16 protein-coding genes and 1 pseudogene are annotated in these 14,996 nt (G+C 75.7%); 8 read left to right on the forward strand and 9 right to left on the reverse strand.

Translation table 11 applies throughout. The annotated features are described in order from the left end of the window. Positions 1-140 precede the first annotated feature (140 nt). The 4 genes from BMW27_RS10640 (at position 141) to BMW27_RS10655 (ending at position 2,656) form a co-directional block, all read left to right on the forward strand. Complete coding sequence (locus BMW27_RS10640; RefSeq protein WP_091443576.1) at positions 141-956, forward strand: polysaccharide deacetylase family protein; 816 nt, start codon at positions 141-143, stop codon at positions 954-956. 74 nt (positions 957-1,030) lie between these two features. Beyond that, positions 1,031-1,810, forward strand: a complete 780-nt coding sequence (locus BMW27_RS10645) for an SDR family NAD(P)-dependent oxidoreductase (protein ID WP_091444243.1) — start codon at positions 1,031-1,033, stop codon at positions 1,808-1,810. 55 nt (positions 1,811-1,865) lie between these two features. Next, positions 1,866-2,147: a hypothetical protein gene (locus BMW27_RS10650; RefSeq protein WP_091443580.1), complete on the forward strand. Its 282-nt coding sequence runs from the start codon at positions 1,866-1,868 to the stop codon at positions 2,145-2,147. Between the two features lie 101 nt (positions 2,148-2,248). Further along, positions 2,249-2,656, forward strand: a complete 408-nt coding sequence (locus tag BMW27_RS10655; protein WP_091443583.1) for a four-helix bundle copper-binding protein — start codon at positions 2,249-2,251, stop codon at positions 2,654-2,656. 257 nt (positions 2,657-2,913) lie between these two features. Here BMW27_RS10655 and BMW27_RS10660 read toward each other — a convergent pair whose 3' ends face one another. The 5 genes from BMW27_RS10660 to BMW27_RS10680 form a co-directional block, all read right to left on the reverse strand. After that, positions 2,914-3,489, reverse strand: coding sequence for a dihydrofolate reductase family protein (locus BMW27_RS10660; RefSeq protein ID WP_091443585.1), 576 nt, complete (start codon positions 3,487-3,489; stop codon positions 2,914-2,916). A gap of 216 nt (positions 3,490-3,705) precedes the next feature. Then, on the reverse strand, positions 3,706-4,503 hold the full coding sequence (locus BMW27_RS10665; protein ID WP_091443588.1) for an alpha/beta hydrolase family protein: 798 nt from the start codon (positions 4,501-4,503) through the stop codon (positions 3,706-3,708). A 257-nt stretch (positions 4,504-4,760) separates the two neighbouring features. After that, the gene (locus BMW27_RS10670) at positions 4,761-7,073 is read right to left on the reverse strand and encodes a SpoIIE family protein phosphatase (protein WP_091444246.1); all 2,313 of its coding nucleotides are present in this window, start codon (positions 7,071-7,073) and stop codon (positions 4,761-4,763) included. Then, positions 7,070-7,696, reverse strand: a complete 627-nt coding sequence (locus tag BMW27_RS10675) for a biliverdin-producing heme oxygenase (protein ID WP_091443591.1) — start codon at positions 7,694-7,696, stop codon at positions 7,070-7,072. Before BMW27_RS10675 ends, BMW27_RS10670 begins: the two co-directional genes overlap by 4 nt. Before the next feature lie 32 nt (positions 7,697-7,728). Next, a complete protein-coding gene (locus BMW27_RS10680; protein WP_091443593.1) occupies positions 7,729-8,853 on the reverse strand; it encodes a helix-turn-helix domain-containing protein in 1,125 nt (374 codons plus the stop codon). A 124-nt stretch (positions 8,854-8,977) separates the two neighbouring features. On the opposite strand from BMW27_RS10680, the gene BMW27_RS10685 reads away from it, so the two are divergent. Then, positions 8,978-9,913: a proline dehydrogenase family protein gene (locus BMW27_RS10685; RefSeq protein ID WP_091443596.1), complete on the forward strand. Its 936-nt coding sequence runs from the start codon at positions 8,978-8,980 to the stop codon at positions 9,911-9,913. Positions 9,914-9,924: 11 nt separating this feature from the next. After that, positions 9,925-11,550: an L-glutamate gamma-semialdehyde dehydrogenase gene (gene pruA / locus BMW27_RS10690; RefSeq protein ID WP_091443599.1), complete on the forward strand. Its 1,626-nt coding sequence runs from the start codon at positions 9,925-9,927 to the stop codon at positions 11,548-11,550. A gap of 36 nt (positions 11,551-11,586) precedes the next feature. Here pruA and BMW27_RS10695 read toward each other — a convergent pair whose 3' ends face one another. From BMW27_RS10695 to BMW27_RS24585, 3 genes and pseudogenes are all read right to left on the reverse strand, one after another. Continuing rightward, positions 11,587-12,141: a DUF488 domain-containing protein gene (locus tag BMW27_RS10695; RefSeq protein ID WP_175486471.1), complete on the reverse strand. Its 555-nt coding sequence runs from the start codon at positions 12,139-12,141 to the stop codon at positions 11,587-11,589. 18 nt (positions 12,142-12,159) lie between these two features. Then, positions 12,160-12,483: a class I SAM-dependent methyltransferase gene (locus BMW27_RS24320; RefSeq protein ID WP_217638116.1), complete on the reverse strand. Its 324-nt coding sequence runs from the start codon at positions 12,481-12,483 to the stop codon at positions 12,160-12,162. Positions 12,484-12,560: 77 nt separating this feature from the next. Then, positions 12,561-12,821 (reverse strand): annotated as a pseudogene (locus BMW27_RS24585) (class I SAM-dependent methyltransferase); the annotation flags it as partial. Between the two features lie 120 nt (positions 12,822-12,941). On the opposite strand from BMW27_RS24585, the gene BMW27_RS10705 reads away from it, so the two are divergent. Both BMW27_RS10705 and BMW27_RS10710 read left to right on the forward strand, forming a co-directional pair. Next, complete coding sequence (locus BMW27_RS10705; protein WP_091443602.1) at positions 12,942-14,099, forward strand: MFS transporter; 1,158 nt, start codon at positions 12,942-12,944, stop codon at positions 14,097-14,099. 52 nt (positions 14,100-14,151) lie between these two features. Next, complete coding sequence (locus BMW27_RS10710) at positions 14,152-14,589, forward strand: nuclear transport factor 2-like protein (protein WP_091443606.1); 438 nt, start codon at positions 14,152-14,154, stop codon at positions 14,587-14,589. Between the two features lie 3 nt (positions 14,590-14,592). Here the strand turns inward: BMW27_RS10710 and BMW27_RS10715 are convergent, their stop codons facing one another. Continuing rightward, positions 14,593-14,940 carry a hypothetical protein gene (locus BMW27_RS10715; RefSeq protein WP_245743472.1) on the reverse strand — a complete coding sequence of 116 codons (348 nt, stop codon included), beginning with the start codon at positions 14,938-14,940 and terminating at the stop codon, positions 14,593-14,595. Positions 14,941-14,996 lie beyond the last annotated feature (56 nt).

Raw genomic sequence — 14,996 nt, forward strand, 5'->3', positions numbered from 1 at the left:
CGGACGCGGACGGCGGATGCGGCGTGCACCGCGTGACGTCGAGCACGGCTGGTGACCGTCGGGGCGCGGACGGTACCGGCCACTCGGGGGGCTCGTGTCGCTGCGCGGGCGGGTCGGTGTCCCTCCCTAGCGTCCGCCGCATGGAGCGCCGACGGTTCCTCCTCTTCCTCGCCGCCGGGCTGGCCGGCACGGCCGTGGGTCGCGGCACGGTCGGCCTCGTCGACCCCACGCGGGCGTCGATGAGCACCGCCGCGGCGGCCGAGCCGGCGAGCGTGCCCGCGCTGCCCGCCGTGCTGCAGGCGCCGACGGGCGTGGTCGACCGGCTGCCCGGTGAGGGCACCTCGCTGGCCCTGACCCTCGACGACGGCACCAGCTCGGAGGTCGTCGGGTCGGTCTGCCGCTTCGTCGAGGACTCCGGCGTCCGGCTGACCCTCTTCCCCAACGGCCGCTACTCCTCCTGGGAGGAGAACGCCGACCGGCTGCAGCCGCTCGTCGACTCCGGGAAGGTCGCGCTGGGCAACCACACCTGGTCGCACCCGGACCTGACCACCCTCTCCGAGGACGGGATCGCCGAGGAGATCGGCCGCAACCGGGACTGGATCGAGAGCACCTTCGGCGTCCGGACGCCGTTCATGCGCCCGCCCTTCGGATCGCACGACGACCGGGTCGACCGGATCAGCGCCGACCTCGGGCACCCGACGATCGTCATGTGGAACGGCACGCTGGAGGACAACCGGCTGCTCACCCCGGCCGAGCTGATGGCCGCCGCACGCGAGTGGTTCACCGCGCAGGCGGTGATCGTGGGCCACGTCAACCAGCCGACGATCACGACCGTCTACGGCGAGCTGCTGGAGCTGATCGCCGAGCGCGGGCTGCAGACGGTGACGCTCGCCGACGTGTGGAGCACGGGCATGGGCGGGGTCCGGACGGCGTCCGGGAGGGCAGCGACCACGTGATCGTCCGACCTGCGACGGACGGCGGCATCCACCAGGCTGGTCGGGAGCACCCCGATCGACGGACGGAGCAGCGGATGGCCGACAGCAGGGCGTTGCAGGGACGGGTGGCCCTCGTCACGGGCGGCGCGAGCGGACTGGGCCGGGCCACCTGCGTGGCCCTGGCCGAGGCCGGTGCGCACGTGGCGATCGCCGACATCGACCCGGCCGGCAGTGAGGCGACGTCGAAGCTGGTGGCCGACGCGGGCGGGTCGGCGGAGGTCGTCGCGCTCGACGTGACCGACGACGCGAGCCGCCGCGCGGTGGTGCAGCAGCTCTTCGACGCGCACGGCGACGCCTTCGACGTCCTGGCCAACGTCGCGGGCATCGACCGGCCCGGCTACATCACCGACATCGACCTCGCGGACTACCAGCGGGTGCAGGCGGTCAACTGCGAGGGACCGGTCTTCCTGACCAGCGAGTTCGTGAAGCGGGTGCAGCACCTGCCGGAGGGCCGCACCGCCGACGTGGTGCACATCGTGAGCCTGTCGGCGATCACCTCCGGCAGCGGCGCGATCGCCTACAACGGCTCCAAGGCCGGGTTCCTCAACGCCACCAGGTGCATCCAGCGGGAGCTGCGCGAGAAGGCGGTGCGCGGTGCGGACGGCGTCGAGCGGCCCTTCCCGTGCCGCGTGCAGGCGGTGATCCCCGCGGCGATGGACACGCCGATGATGGAGCAGTGGGGCATCCCCGCCCACCTGATGATGCCGCCGTCGGCGGTCGCGGAGATGGTGCGCCACCTGGTGACGCTGCACCCGGCGGCCTTCGTGCCGGAGATGCAGATCGTGCCCCGCCTGGAACCCAACTTCCCACGGTGACCGGGGCGCAGCCGGACCTCCGGCGCTGACCGGCACCCGTCCCGAGGAGACGACGATGACCAGCCCGGACGACCCCATCCCCGACTCGGCCATGGCCAGCGGGTCGGACGCCGGTGAGCCGGGGGAGCACCTCGGGCCTGCCGACCTGACCGACGACGAGCGGCGGGTGCTCGAGGAACTCGAGCGGGACGCTCCGGGCGACCGGGAGGACGACCTCGCCGACGACGCCGTCGTGCGCGCGGCCGAGGACGAGGCGCCGCTGCCGGGAGAGGGCGGCGACCAGGGGGACGGGCTCAGCGCCCGGTTCAGCTCCCCGCCGGGGGAGGGCGAGGCCTGAGGCGGGGCTCCCCGGCGACCGACCGGGGAGGCCGCGCACGGGTGCCGTGCGGCGTGGGTGGGTAGCGGGCTCGGTGTCGTCGACGACTGGAGGACCGACCCGTGAGCGTTGCCAGCCAGATGCTCGAGACCTACCCGGCCGACCTCGGCGGCATCGACAGGCAGAAGCTCGTCGCCTGCATCGAGGCTTGCTTCGAGTGCGCTCAGTCCTGCACGGCGTGCGCCGACGCCTGCCTGAGTGAGGAGATGGTCGACCAGCTGCGGACGTGCATCCGCAGCAACCTCGACTGCGCCGACGTCTGCGACACCACCGGCCGGCTGCTGTCCCGGCACACCGGTTACGACGCCAACCTGACCCGCGCTGTCCTCGAGGCCTGCGCCGCGGCCTGCAAGGCCTGCGGTGACGAGTGCGCGGGCCACGCCGAGATGCACGAGCACTGCCGCATCTGCGCCGAGGCCTGCCGGCGCTGCGAGAGCGCATGCCGGGAGCTCATCAACTCCCTCGGCTGAGCGCGGGCCGGGCCCGGGTGGCGCCAGGGGGCCGGACGGCGTGTGTCACGGCGCCATCCGGCCTCCTGCTGCCGCCGTCGTGCTGCCGCCCCCGTCACACGACGGCGCAGGACGCGTGGTGTCCGCAGCGGGAGGCAGCAGCTCGGTGCGAACGACCCCGGAGCCAGGCGGCGGGCGGAGCCGCTGACCGTTGGCGCGCCCGCCCGAGCTCGGTGAGCCGACCAGACCAGGGTCTGCGCGTGGCCGGCGGGCCGCGGTCATGCCCTCGCGCGGGTGTGTGTGGTGACCGTGCCGCCGCCGACCAGGGTCCGCTCGTCGGTGATCTCGAAGGGCAGCGCGGTGGCATGGTCGGCGGCGATGGCCGGGATGCCGGCGCCGACCACCACGGGGTAGCGCTTGATGACCAGTTCGTCGATCTCGTCGAGCAGTGCTCCGGCCAGCCTTCCTCCGCCGGCCAGCCAGATGCCGGCGCCGTCCTCCTGCTTCAGCCGGCGGACCAGGCCGAGGGGGTCGGGGACCACCGTCACCTGCGGATCGGAGCCGGCGGGCAGGGTGGTGGAGGCCACGTACTGGCGCAGGTGCGCGTACGGGCTGGTGATCCCCGCCTGCAGGGCCGGGGCGTAGGTGGCCCGGCCCATCACCACGGTGTCGAACCGGCTGCCCGGCGCGGTGACGCCCAGGTGGGCGCGCACGTGGCTGGGGAGCGTCTCGGGGTACTCGGCAGCGATGAAGTCGAGCACCGCTCGGGTGACGGGGAAGAAGTCGGCAGAGCCGTCGGGGGCGGCGATGTACCCGTCCAGGCTCATCCCCACGTAGTAGGTCAACGCGCGCACGTCCGCTGCTCCTCTCTGCGGACGCCCCGGACGGGCCGCCCGCAACCACTACAGGGAGGTCCTCCAGGGCCTCACCGGCCCAGATGCCGACACCGTCGTCGTTGCCGTCGTCCAGCGCATCCTCGACGCCACACCTGAGCCGCCGTCTGGAGCTGCCCCGACTGTGCCGTAGGCCGTTCCTCGTCGGGTGCCTGTTCGAGCGTCCAGCTGTTCCAGCTAGCGCGCATCCGCGAGGTGGCGCCGGAACCAGGTGGTCAGGCCGGCGTCCACCTCGCGGGCCAACGGCAGCTGTGGCGCCGGCTCGATGCCGGGCTCGTCGGCGAGCGGATGCGCCAACCCGGGGATCGACAGCAGTTCGGAACCCTCCCCCAATGCGTCGACGAGGCTCAACGCGTCGACCCGCAGCGCCGGGTGGTCCAGCTCGCCGCTGACCACCAGCAGCGGCGCGCGACCAGCGATGACGCCCGCCTTGGCGACGAAGTCCAGGCTGTCCACGGCTTCCTCGGACTCGGCGTCGTACGGGTAGTCGCCGGGGAACAGGTCGACGACGGACCGCATCCGGATGGCGCCGTTCACGACGGCCCCGGCGAAGACCGGGATCTCGGTGTCGGCGAGGATCCGCAGCGCGACGGCACCACCCAGCGAGCCGCCGAGCACACCGATCGGGCCGTCCCCGACCGGCAGCTGCGCACGGATCGACGCAAGCGCGGCCGGGAACTCCTCGGTCGCCTGTCGGACGAACGGGTGCAGGAAGGACATCAGGGGGTCTTCGCTGAACAGCTCCACGATGGCGTCCGTGCTGCCGTCGACCATGCGCGCACCGCACATCGGCATGCCGAGGTGCACCCGCCACGCGGGCAGGTCGTCCATCGGCAACGCGGCAGCGAACGCGGCGTCCGACCTCGGCGGGTCCAGCATGTGCCAGGTGACGATCAGCGGCGCGGGGCCCTCGTCGCCCGGCGGCAACGCGGTGAACGGCACGCCGGCGGCCGTGCCCGTGATCGGTGGGTGCATGCGTCGACGGTAGGTCTGGGGCAGCGTGCCGGGGATCGGTTGCGCTACCAGCGGAAGTCGCGCCAGCAGCGTGCTCAGCGCGGCAGGCGACTGGCTCCACGTGCGGGTCGGGCCCTGGCCGCGCTCGCCGTGCGACTCGGTTCACCGCCGAGGCGGCCGGCCCCGAGCTGGCGGCCCCGGTCCCCGCAGCTGTCGGACCCGGCCCCGTCCAGGCGCTCGACGTGAGCCTGCGAACGGTGAGGGGACGGGGTCCGTCCTCAGCCGCGCAGCCGGACGGCGACCAGCGCCACGTCGTCCTCCGCGCCGTCGCGGAGCATCCGGCCGATCAGCTCGTCGGAGGCCGCCTCGAGCGGGCGGTCCCGGACGGCGACCAGCTCGCCGGCCAGCCGCTCCACGCCGACGTCGAAGACCTGGTCGCGCCGCTCGACGAGGCCGTCGGTGTAGAGCAGCAGCGTCGAGCCCGGCTCGAGCAGCGCCTCGGACTCGGTGCGCCGCGCGGCCGGGTCCACGCCCAGCAGCAGCTCGGCGCGGGGCGTGGTCAGGGTCAGCACGCCGTCCCCCGGTTCGACGAGCAGCGGCGGCAGGTGCCCGGCGCTGGACCAGCGCAGCCGGGCACCGCCGGTCCCCGGGTCCGGCGTCAGCCGGCCGACGAGGACCGTGGCCATGGCGTGCGGCCCGAGGCCCGAGACGGCGGAGTCCAGCCGGCGCAGGACGGTGGCCGGGCCGTCCGCGCTGTCGTAGGCGATGCCGCGCAGCAGCCCGCGCAGCTGGGCCATGTCGGCGGCGGCCGCGGTGTCGTGGCCGACGACGTCGCCGATGACGACGACGGTCGACCCGTCGGGCTGCTCGAAGACGTCGTACCAGTCGCCGCCGACCTGGGCCTCGCGCGCGGCCGGCACGTACCGCACCGCGACCTGCAGACGGGATGACTCCGGCGGCGCGGTGAGCATCGAGCGCTGCAGCGTCTCCGCGGCGCGGACGATGCTGCGGCTGCGCGCGTACAGCGCCTCGAGCAGGTGGGTGCGCAGCTCGCCCACCTCGGCCAGCTCCTGCGCCGTCCACGGCGCGGAGCGGTCGCGGACGGTCTCGCGCCACCGCTCGAAGCTCTTGCGCGGGCTCAGCCGCACGGTGTCGCCCTCGCGCTCGGCGATCGCCTTGTTGTGCGGGTCGCCGCCCCAGTCGACCGTGCGCATGGCCTCGGCGCGGTGCCACAGCACGTACTGGCCCTCGGGCAGCGGCAGCACCAGGACCCCGCAGGCCACCTCGCACGACACCCGTAGCTCCGGGGCGTGCCGGGGCAGCGAGTCGGTGGCGACGACGTCCTCGTGGCGGGCGGCGGCCCAGGCCGCGATCGCCTCGGCGGTGCCCTCGGGCAGCGGCGTGCCGCGGCTGCCGCGGTGGCCCTGCAGGTGCACCACGACGCCGTCGGCCGGCAGCAGGTCGAGCAGGTTGGGGGAGCCGAGCAGCGTGTCGGCCAGCGGACGGTCCTCGTCGAGGGTCGCGGTGGTCAACCAGGCCAGCGTGGAGCGCACCTGCAGCGCGCGGTGCACCTCGTCCTCCTCGGCGCGGTCGACCAGGCGCAGCGAGAGCGTGGAGCCGAGGAACTCCGCGGCCGCCCGGGTGGCGTAGGGCGGGGCGTGCGGACCGGAGTAGTGGTGGCAGGCGATGAGGCCCCACAGCCGGTCGTCGCGCAGCAGCGAGACCGACATGGAGGCGCGCACGCCCATGTTCTGCAGGTACTCGACGTGGACCGGCGAGACGCTGCGCAGCGTGGAGAAGGTCATGTCCAGCGGCGCCCCGGTGGCGGGCACGAGCGCCGGGCGCAGCGGCACCGGCCGGTAGCCGACGTCGGAGATCAGCCGGATCCAGTTCTTCTCGTACAGCGCCCGCGCCTGGGCCGGGATGTCGGAGGCCGGGTAGTGCAGGCCGAGGAAGGAGTTGAGCTCCTCGGTCCTCGCCTCGGCCACGACCTCGCCGTTGTAGTCGGCGTCGTAGCGGTAGACCATCACGCGGTCGAAGCCGGTCAGCTCGCGGACCGCCTGCGCGGTGATGTCGTAGAGCTCCTGCAGCGAGGTCGCGCGGTTCAGCTCGCCGACCGTGCCGCGCACCGCCTGGTAGGTGTTGGGGAACGAGAACGGGCGGGGGCCGTGCGCCGGCTCGAGCTCGACGACGAGCAGCGCCGTCGGCGGGCTGACGCCGTCGTCCGGGCCGACGGCGGCGCGGTGCAGCAGCGCGTCGACCGGCACCGGACTGCCCTCGACGTCGAGGGTGGTCTCCACCGGGTTGCGCTCGCGCAGGTCGCCGAAGGCGCTGGCCGACCGGGCCACCGCGTCGGCCGCGGCCACCCCGAGGACCTCGGGCAGCCGCCGGCCCAGGGCGTCGGAGGGGTCGACGCCGACCAGGTCGGCGAGGTTCTCCGACACCTGCACGACGACGAGGTCGGGCTCGCTCACCGCCAGCAGGACCCCGCGCGGCTGGATGCTGCCGGGGACGTGGATCGGCTCCCGCTCGCAGTTGGACAGGTCGACCGGCGTCCCCGGCGGCAGCAGGTCGGTCTCGGAGTCGGTCATGCGGGCGCCCCGACCGGCGTGCACCAGGCGGCCAGCGCGGTGAAGGTGGCCCGCGCGGCCGCGACCACCCGGTCGGCGTCGCCGCCGGCGGCGACCCGCTCCCGGGTCACCCGGCGGTAGGCGTGCCACATGGCACCGGTCTCGGCGCCGTAGGGGGAGAAGGCGCCCAGCCGCACGTCGGGTCCGAGGGCGGGCAGGGTGGCGAGGTGGCGGGCTATGAACGTGCCGCCGAGCGTGGAGCCCTCCAGGACGTACAGGCGGCCCAGGGCCTGGTCGGTGTCCTCGACGGCGGGCAGCTCGGGTCGTGCTCCGGCGTCCGGCTCGGCGCCCAGGGCGCGCAGGTCCTCGGCGAACAGGTGGGCGCGGCGTCGCCGCGACCAGGCGACGGTCCCGGCGTCGCCCGGGGAGCGGCGGGCCCAGGCGTTTAGGCCGGCCTCGGCGGCGGTCCAGAAGGTGTGCAGCCGGGTGAGGACGGCGACCAGCCGGTCGCGGCCCAGCTGCGGGTCCATCAGCCCGAGGGTGTACTCCACCTGCTCGTGCTCGACGGCCGTGGCCGTGCGCAGTCGGGCGAGGACGTCGGTGTCCGCCCCGTGTCGAGGCGACGGCTCTCCTCCAGCACCCATACCGGTGCCGAGACTAGGTGAGACCCGCCGGGTCAGGGGAGCCGGGCACGGCGCAGCGAGGCGTGCAGCAGCAGCCGCGCGTCGCCGTCGGCCACGTCCAGGCCGGTCAGCTCCGCGATCCGCGCGAGCCGGTAGTACAGCGTCTGGCGGTGCACGTGCAGGGCCGCGGACGCCCGCGCCGCGCTGCACCCGGCGTCCAGCCAGGTCTCGGCGGTCGCGGTGAGGACCGGGTCGGCCAGCAGGGGCCGGACGACGGGGTCGGGGCCGGGCAGCGCGGCGGCCAGCCGCCAGCCGCCGAGCTCGTCCCAGTGCGCCACGGGGGAGAACCGCGGGACGGCGGCGGCGACCCGCGCCGCGGTGCGCGCCTGCTCCCACCGCCCGGCCGGCTCCTCGGCCCCGGTGCCGACCGCCGACAGGCCCGCGGTGCTGCCGGGCGGCAGGCCGGCCAGCGCGGCGGCGGTCACCGCGGCGGCCGGCCGCAGGTCCGCCTGCCCGGGCAGTGCGACGGCGACGGCGACCAGCCGTTCCCCGGGCAGCACGGCGCTGACCGCACCCGCAGCCGGCGCGCGCCACGGCGAGGGCAGCCCCGCCCCGCCCGGTCGCAGCGCCACGAGCACCACCGGGGTCCGCTCACCCCAGGCCGCGGCGAGCGTCCGGACCGCCTGGACCCGTGCGGCGGGGGAGCCGGTGAGCGCGGTGGCCAGCGGGCGGGCCAGGTCGCCGGCGCCCACCTCCCGCTCGGCCAGCAGCCGCCCGGCCTCGGCGGCCAGCTCCACCGCGCCGGCCAGCGCGGGGTCGTCGGCGGCCGCGGGGTCGGTGCGCCCGCCGTCGAGCAGCCACAGGTAGCCGTGGGTGCGCCCGGCGTGCCGGACCGGCAGCACCAGGCGGGTGAGGATCCCGGCGTCCGGGTCGCCCGGCGTGCGCAGCGGCCCCTCGGCGACCGCGATGCCGAAGTCCTCGAACCAGCGCCGGGTGGCCGGCGTCGAGCCCCGGCCGAGGATCGAGCGGGTGCGCACGGCGTCCATCACCGGGGTGTCGGCGCCGTCGACCGGGTGGGCGCAGAAGGCCAGCAGGGTGAAGTCGGCGTCCTCCAGGGTCGCCGGGGCGCCGAGCAGGCCCGCCACCCGGTCCACCAGCTCCTGCAGCTCGTCGCGCACGCCGCCGTCCTCCTGTACAGGTGTATGACACGCCGACGGCGGACACCGTACGTCTGTCGCTGGCCCGGGGGGCTCCGGCTGCCTAGCGTCGGTGGAGGCAGGTCCCCGGTGGCGGAGGTGGCGCGTGTTCTCCCAGAAGGCCCTGCTGCTCGGTGCCTCGCGGCGCCCGGAGCTGCGCCGGCTGGTCATCGGCACTCCGGTCACCCGGCGGGTGGTCGACCGGTTCGTCGCCGGCGAGACCCTCGACGGGGCGCTGGCCGTCGTCCGGCAGCTGTGCGGTGAGGGCATCGCGGTGACCCTCGACCACCTCGGCGAGGGCGTGACCGACCGCGCCGAGGCGGTGCGCTCCCGCGACGCCTACCTCGCGCTGCTCGAGGGGCTGGCGCCGCTGCAGCTGGGCCGCGCCGCCGAGGTGTCGGTGAAGCTCTCGGCGTTCGGCCAGGCACTGCCCGGTGGCGGCACCGACCTGGCCCTGGAGCTGGTCCGGCCGGTGGCGGAGGCGGCGTCGGCGATCGGCACCACGGTCACCCTGGACATGGAGGAGTCGGCCACCGTCGACTCCACCCTCGCCGTCCTCGCCGAGCTGCGCCGCGACCACCCGGGCACCGGGGCGGTGCTGCAGGCCGCGCTGCACCGCACCGAGGACGACGCCGCCGCGCTCGCCGTCCCCGGGTCGCGGGTGCGGCTGGTCAAGGGCGCCTACGACGAGCCGCCGTCGGTCGCGTGGCAGTCCCGCGCCGACGTCGACGCCGCCTACGCCCGCTGCCTCGGCGTCCTCATGCGCGGACCCGGCCACCCGATGGTCGGCAGCCACGACCCGCGGCTGGTCTCGCTGGCCCAGCGGCTGGCCGACCACGAGGGCCGGACCCCGGACTCCTGGGAGGTGCAGATGCTCCACGGCATCCGGACCGACGAGCAGCGCCGGCTGGCCGCCGAGGGCGTCTGCGTGCGCGCCTACGTGCCCTACGGCGTCGACTGGTACGGCTACTTCGTGCGCCGGCTGGCCGAGCGTCCCGCGAACCTGCGCTTCTTCCTGCGCTCCCTCGTCAGCACCAACTGAAGGGAAGTCCCATGGACGCCGTCACCAACGTCCCCCCGCCGCGCAACGAGCCGGTGCTCAGCTACGCCGCCGGCACCCCGGAGCGCGCCGCGCTGCAGCAGCGGCTCACCGAGCTGGCCGGCGACCCGCTCGAGCTGACCATGACGATCGGCGACGAGCAGCGGATGGGCGGGGGCGAGCGCTTCGACGTCGTCCAGCCGCACCGGCACGCCGCCGTCCTCGGCACCGCCGCGCACGCCACGCACGCCGACGCCGAGGAGGCCGTGCGCTGCGCCAAGGCGGCCGCGCCGGCCTGGCGCGACCTGTCGTTCGACGACCGGGCCGCGGTGTTCCTGCGTGCCGCCGAGCTGCTGTCCGGGCCGTGGCGGCAGACGCTCAACGCCGCGACGATGCTCGGCCAGTCGAAGACCGCCCACCAGGCCGAGATCGACTCGGCCTGCGAGCTGATCGACTTCTGGCGCTGGAACGTGCACTTCGCCCGCGAGGTCGTGTCCGCGCAGCCGGTGTCCTCGCCCGGCGTGTGGAACCGCAGCGACCACCGGCCGCTCGAGGGGTTCGTCTACGCGGTCACGCCGTTCAACTTCACCGCGATCGCCGGCAACCTGCCCACCGCGCCGGCGCTCATGGGCAACACCGTCGTGTGGAAGCCCGCGCCCACCCAGCAGTTCGCCGCCCACTTCGTCATGCGGCTGCTGGAGGAGGCCGGGTTGCCGCCGGGCGTCATCTCGATGGTCACCGGCGACGGGGCCGCCGTCTCCGACGTGGCGCTGGCCGACCGGGACCTCGCCGGCATCCACTTCACCGGCTCGACGGCGGTGTTCCAGATGCTGTGGCGGCGCGTGGGGGAGAACATCGCCTCCTACCGCGGCTACCCGCGCATCGTCGGCGAGACCGGCGGCAAGGACTTCGTCGTCGCGCACTCCTCGGCCGACGTCGACGTGCTGCGGACGGCGCTCGTGCGCGGCGCATTCGAGTTCCAGGGGCAGAAGTGCTCGGCGGCCTCGCGGGCGTACGTCCCGCGGTCGGTGTGGGCGCGGCTGCGCGACGACCTGGTCGGGGTCACCGAGTCGCTGCCGATGGGCGACGTCACCGACTTCTCCAACTTCATGGGCGCGGTGATCGACCGCAAGTCGTTCTCGAAGCTGTCCGGCGTCCTCGACCGGGTCGACGACGACCCGGCGCTGTCGATCGTGGCTGGCGGGCAGGCCGACGACAGCGAGGGCTTCTTCGTCCGCCCGACGGTCATCGAGGGCACCGACCCCGAGCACGAGGTCTTCACCACCGAGTACTTCGGCCCGATCCTGGCGGTGCACGTCTACGACGACGCCGACTACGACACCGTGCTCACCCAGATGGAGTCGGCGGCGCCCTACGCGCTGACCGGGGCCGTGATCGCCGAGGACCGCGCCGCCATCGCGCACGCGCAGCACTTCCTGCGGTTCGCGGCGGGCAACTTCTACGTCAACGACAAGCCCACCGGCGCCGTCGTCGGCCAGCAGCCCTTCGGCGGCGGGCGGGCCTCGGGCACCAACGACAAGGCCGGCGCGGCGCAGAACCTGCAGCGCTGGACGAGCACCCGGTCGATCAAGGAGACGTTCGTGCCGCCGACCGACCACCGCTATCCGCACATGGGGTGAGGACACCCCTCCGCGAGATCTGCACACTCGCGGCCTTCACGCGTTCGAAGGCCGCGAGTGTGCAGATCTCGCGGGCCAGGAGACGGTGCCGTCGGCGCCGGGCACCGCTCCCTCCGACGGGCGGTGCCCGGCGAGCCGGCCGTCGGGCATGAGGTGGTGCACCGGCACGCCGCGGCCGCGGACGGCGACGTCCGCGACGAGCCGCCGGTGGCAGCGCCACCACACGCTCTCGCTGCACATCACCGCCACGGTCGCCGTCGCCGCCTCGGCCAGGACCTCGTCCAGCGCGGCGGCGAACTCCGGCGTCCGGGTGTGCTCGGCGTAGGCGGCGAACTGGGCGACGGTCCACCAGCCGTCGGCGACGGGTGCGTCCGCGGGCAGCCGGCGCCGCCCGCCCAGCCGCCCGTCCCACCGGTAGCCGACGCCGGCCGCGGGCAGCCAGTCGGCGAGGGCGTCCCGCCGGACGTCGGGGTTGCTGCGGCTGCCCGGGAACCGGCGGACGTCGACGACCAGCCCGACCCCCGCCCCGGTCAGCCGGGCGCCGAGGCGGGTGCGGTCCTCGGGCCCGTGGCCCACGGTCAGCAGCGGCACGCGTCCCCTCCTCGGCGGTCAACCGGGCCGGCGGGCGAGACCGAGCACGTGCGGTGTGGCCGGGAGGGTGACGCGCGAGTCGGGGAACCGCAGCCGGCGCAGCGCCGTGACCTCGAACCCCGCCCCCTCGACCAGGCCCACCGGGTCGACGGCGGTGTGGCAGCCCCCGGCCAGCAGCGGCCACAGCGTCGCGTCGGCGAGGCGCTGGACCGCGCGCACCCGCCGGGTCGGGCCGAGGCCGTGCTCGAGGAAGGCCAGCGTCCCCCCGGAGCGCAGCACGCGGGTGACCTCGGCGAGCGCCCGCTCCCGGTCGGGCAGCGAGCACAGCACCAGGCACAGCACGACGGCGTCGGCGGCGGGTCGGGCACCGGCAGCGCCTCGGCCGTCCCCGGGACCACGGTGACCGGCACGGGTGCCGCCACGGCCGCCCGGGTCGCCAGGGCCCGGAGGTGCGGTTCGGGCTCGACCGCGGTCACCCGGGTCACCACGGCCGGGTAGCGCGCGAAGTTGCGGCCGTTGCCGCAGCCGACCTCGACCACCGACCCGGACAGCGGCGCCAGCAGCTCGGTGCGCAGCGCGGCGAGGCCCTCGGCGTCCATCCCCTCGCTGATCCGCGCGTACAGGCGGCTGAAGACCGGACGGGGACGGTCCACCGGCTGGACGGGCTGGGGTGCGGCCATCCCCGGATGGTGCACGGACGTCGACGGGCGCGCAGCCCCCCGCGCACCCGCTGCCGCGCCGGCACGCCGGGCCGGTCATGCTGGTCGGCCGGGCGACGGTGCCCGGACGAGGGGAGCGGTGTGGCCCGGGGGACGACGGAGGGGCGGACGTCGCTGTGGCGGCTGCCGGCGATGCGGGCGCTCGTCGGCGCGACGGTGCTCGGCTTCACCAGCTTCAGCCTGACCCTGGCCTCGCTCCCCACCCTCGCGGTCGCCCGAGGCGCGGCGGTCGACACGGCCGGTGTGGTGACCGCCGTCTTCCTCGTCGTCACCGTCGCCGGGCAGTCGGCAGTGCCGGCGGCGACCGCCCGGTTCGGTGCGGGGCCGGTGCTCGCCGCGGGGCTCGTGGCCCTCGGCGGCCCGGCGCCGCTCTACGCGGTCGACGGCGGGCTGCTGTGGCTCTCGGCGGTCTCCGCGGTCCGCGGCGCCGGGTTCGCGGTGCTCACGGTGCTGGGGGCGACGCTGGCCGCGCGGATCGCCCCGGCCGCGCGGCGCGGCGAGTCGATCGGCGTCTACGGGCTGGCGATCGCGGTGCCCAACCTGGTCGCCGTCCCCGCCGGGGTCGCCCTCGTGCTCGGCGGTCAGGTCACCTGGCTGGCCTGGCTCGCCGCCTCGCCGGTGCTGGCGCTGCCGCTGGTGCCCGGCGTGGTCCGCGGGGCGCGCACCGAGCGGCCGGCCGGGACGTCGTCCTCCCGCGCCGCGGTGCGGGCCGCGCTGCCGCCCTCGGCGGTGCTGCTCGTGGTCACCCTCGCCGGCGGAGGGCTGGTGACCTTCCTGCCGATCGAGCGGCCCGACGGCGTCCTGGCGACGGCGGCGCTGCTGGTCTTCGGGATCACCGCGGCGGCCGGCCGCTGGCGGGCCGGCGTGCTCGCCGACCGGACGGGCACCCGGCTGCTGCTGCCGCTGGCCCTGCTCGCCTCGGCGGCCGGGCTCGCCGCCGTCGCGCTCGGGCTGGGCGCCGGTGCCGGCTGGGTCCTCGCCGGTGCCGCCGTCTTCGGCGCGGGCTACGGAGCGGTGCAGAACCTGACGCTGCTGACCGCCTTCGCCCGCGCCGGCGAGGGCGGGGCCACCGCCGCCAGCGCGATGTGGAACGCCTCGTTCGACGCCGGGACCGCCGTCGGCGCCCTGGTGCTCGGGCTGGTGGCGGCGGGGGTCGGCCTGCCGTGGACCTACGTGCTGGTCTCCGGGGTGCTGCTGCTCGCCCTGCCGCTGGCGCGGGCAGCGACGCGGCCGGCCTGACCCGGGTCGCCGGCCCCTGCCCACGCCGGCCGGCCGGGTGTAGACGTCAGCGATGAGCGAGTCCGAGGTCCTCGACCTCTTCCGCCGGGCGGTGGCCGACGACGACCCGGTCGCCATGCGCGCGGGACTCGACCGGGTGCTCGGCCTCACGTCGGGGACCGGGCTGTCGGCCGAGGAGGAGTACCGGGTCCGGCACCCGGACTACGTGATGGAGATGCCGCAGTCCGGCGAGCGCATCCGCGGACGGGAGGCGATGCGGGCGATGCAGGAGGCGTTCCCGACCCCGCCGCAGTTGACCGTGCGCCGCGTGGTCGGCGCCGGCCGGGTGTGGGTGCTCGAGGGCGTCAACGACTACGGCGGCGACGTCTGGCACGTCGCGCTCGTCCTGGAGTTCGACGACGACGGGCGGATCGTGCGCGACACCCGCTACTACGCGCAGCCCGTCGAGCCGCCCGCCTGGCGGGCTCCGTGGGTCGAGCCGCTCCGCTGACCGTCAGCCCGCGACGCGCGCGGCGGCCTCGCGCAGCGCGCGGAGGAAGAGGATCTCCTCGGCCGACCGGCGCAGCCAGGTGCGCAGCCCCTCGGGATCGCCGCGGTGCGCATCGCGCAGCTGCCCCAGGTTCAGCTGCCGGGTGCTGGCCTGCGCGCGCTGGGCGGGGGGGAGCTGCCGGCCGTGGGTGCGCGCGATCGCGGTCAGGCCGGCACCGACGAACACCAGGTTGCGGACCTCGGTGAGGCCGGCGAGCAGTTCGTCCACCCCGGCGCCGTCGTCGGCGGACAGTCGGCGGACCAGTTCGTCGGCCGTCCGTCGGCCGGTCTCCTGCGGGTCGGGTGCGGTCACCCGGGCCATTGTCGTCGTCCGGGTGCTGGCGGTCCCCGGCGCCCCCGCGTCGATCA

This window comes from Geodermatophilus poikilotrophus (assembly GCF_900111455.1).
Taxonomy (GTDB): Bacteria; Actinomycetota; Actinomycetes; order Mycobacteriales; family Geodermatophilaceae; genus Geodermatophilus; species Geodermatophilus poikilotrophus.

Bases quoted from the DNA above. Each gene is read 5' to 3' on its own strand.
- BMW27_RS10645 (WP_091444243.1), top strand. From the start codon at position 1,031: ATGGCCGACAGCAGGGCGTTGCAGGGACGGGTGGCCCTCGTCACGGGC.
- BMW27_RS10670 (WP_091444246.1), bottom strand. From the start codon at position 7,073: ATGACCGACTCCGAGACCGACCTGCTGCCGCCGGGGACGCCGGTCGAC.
- BMW27_RS10675 (WP_091443591.1), bottom strand. From the start codon at position 7,696: ATGGGTGCTGGAGGAGAGCCGTCGCCTCGACACGGGGCGGACACCGAC.
- BMW27_RS10640 (WP_091443576.1), top strand. From the start codon at position 141: ATGGAGCGCCGACGGTTCCTCCTCTTCCTCGCCGCCGGGCTGGCCGGC.
- BMW27_RS10650 (WP_091443580.1), top strand. From the start codon at position 1,866: ATGACCAGCCCGGACGACCCCATCCCCGACTCGGCCATGGCCAGCGGG.
- BMW27_RS10665 (WP_091443588.1), bottom strand. From the start codon at position 4,503: ATGCACCCACCGATCACGGGCACGGCCGCCGGCGTGCCGTTCACCGCG.
- pruA (WP_091443599.1), top strand. From the start codon at position 9,925: ATGGACGCCGTCACCAACGTCCCCCCGCCGCGCAACGAGCCGGTGCTC.
- BMW27_RS10710 (WP_091443606.1), top strand. From the start codon at position 14,152: ATGAGCGAGTCCGAGGTCCTCGACCTCTTCCGCCGGGCGGTGGCCGAC.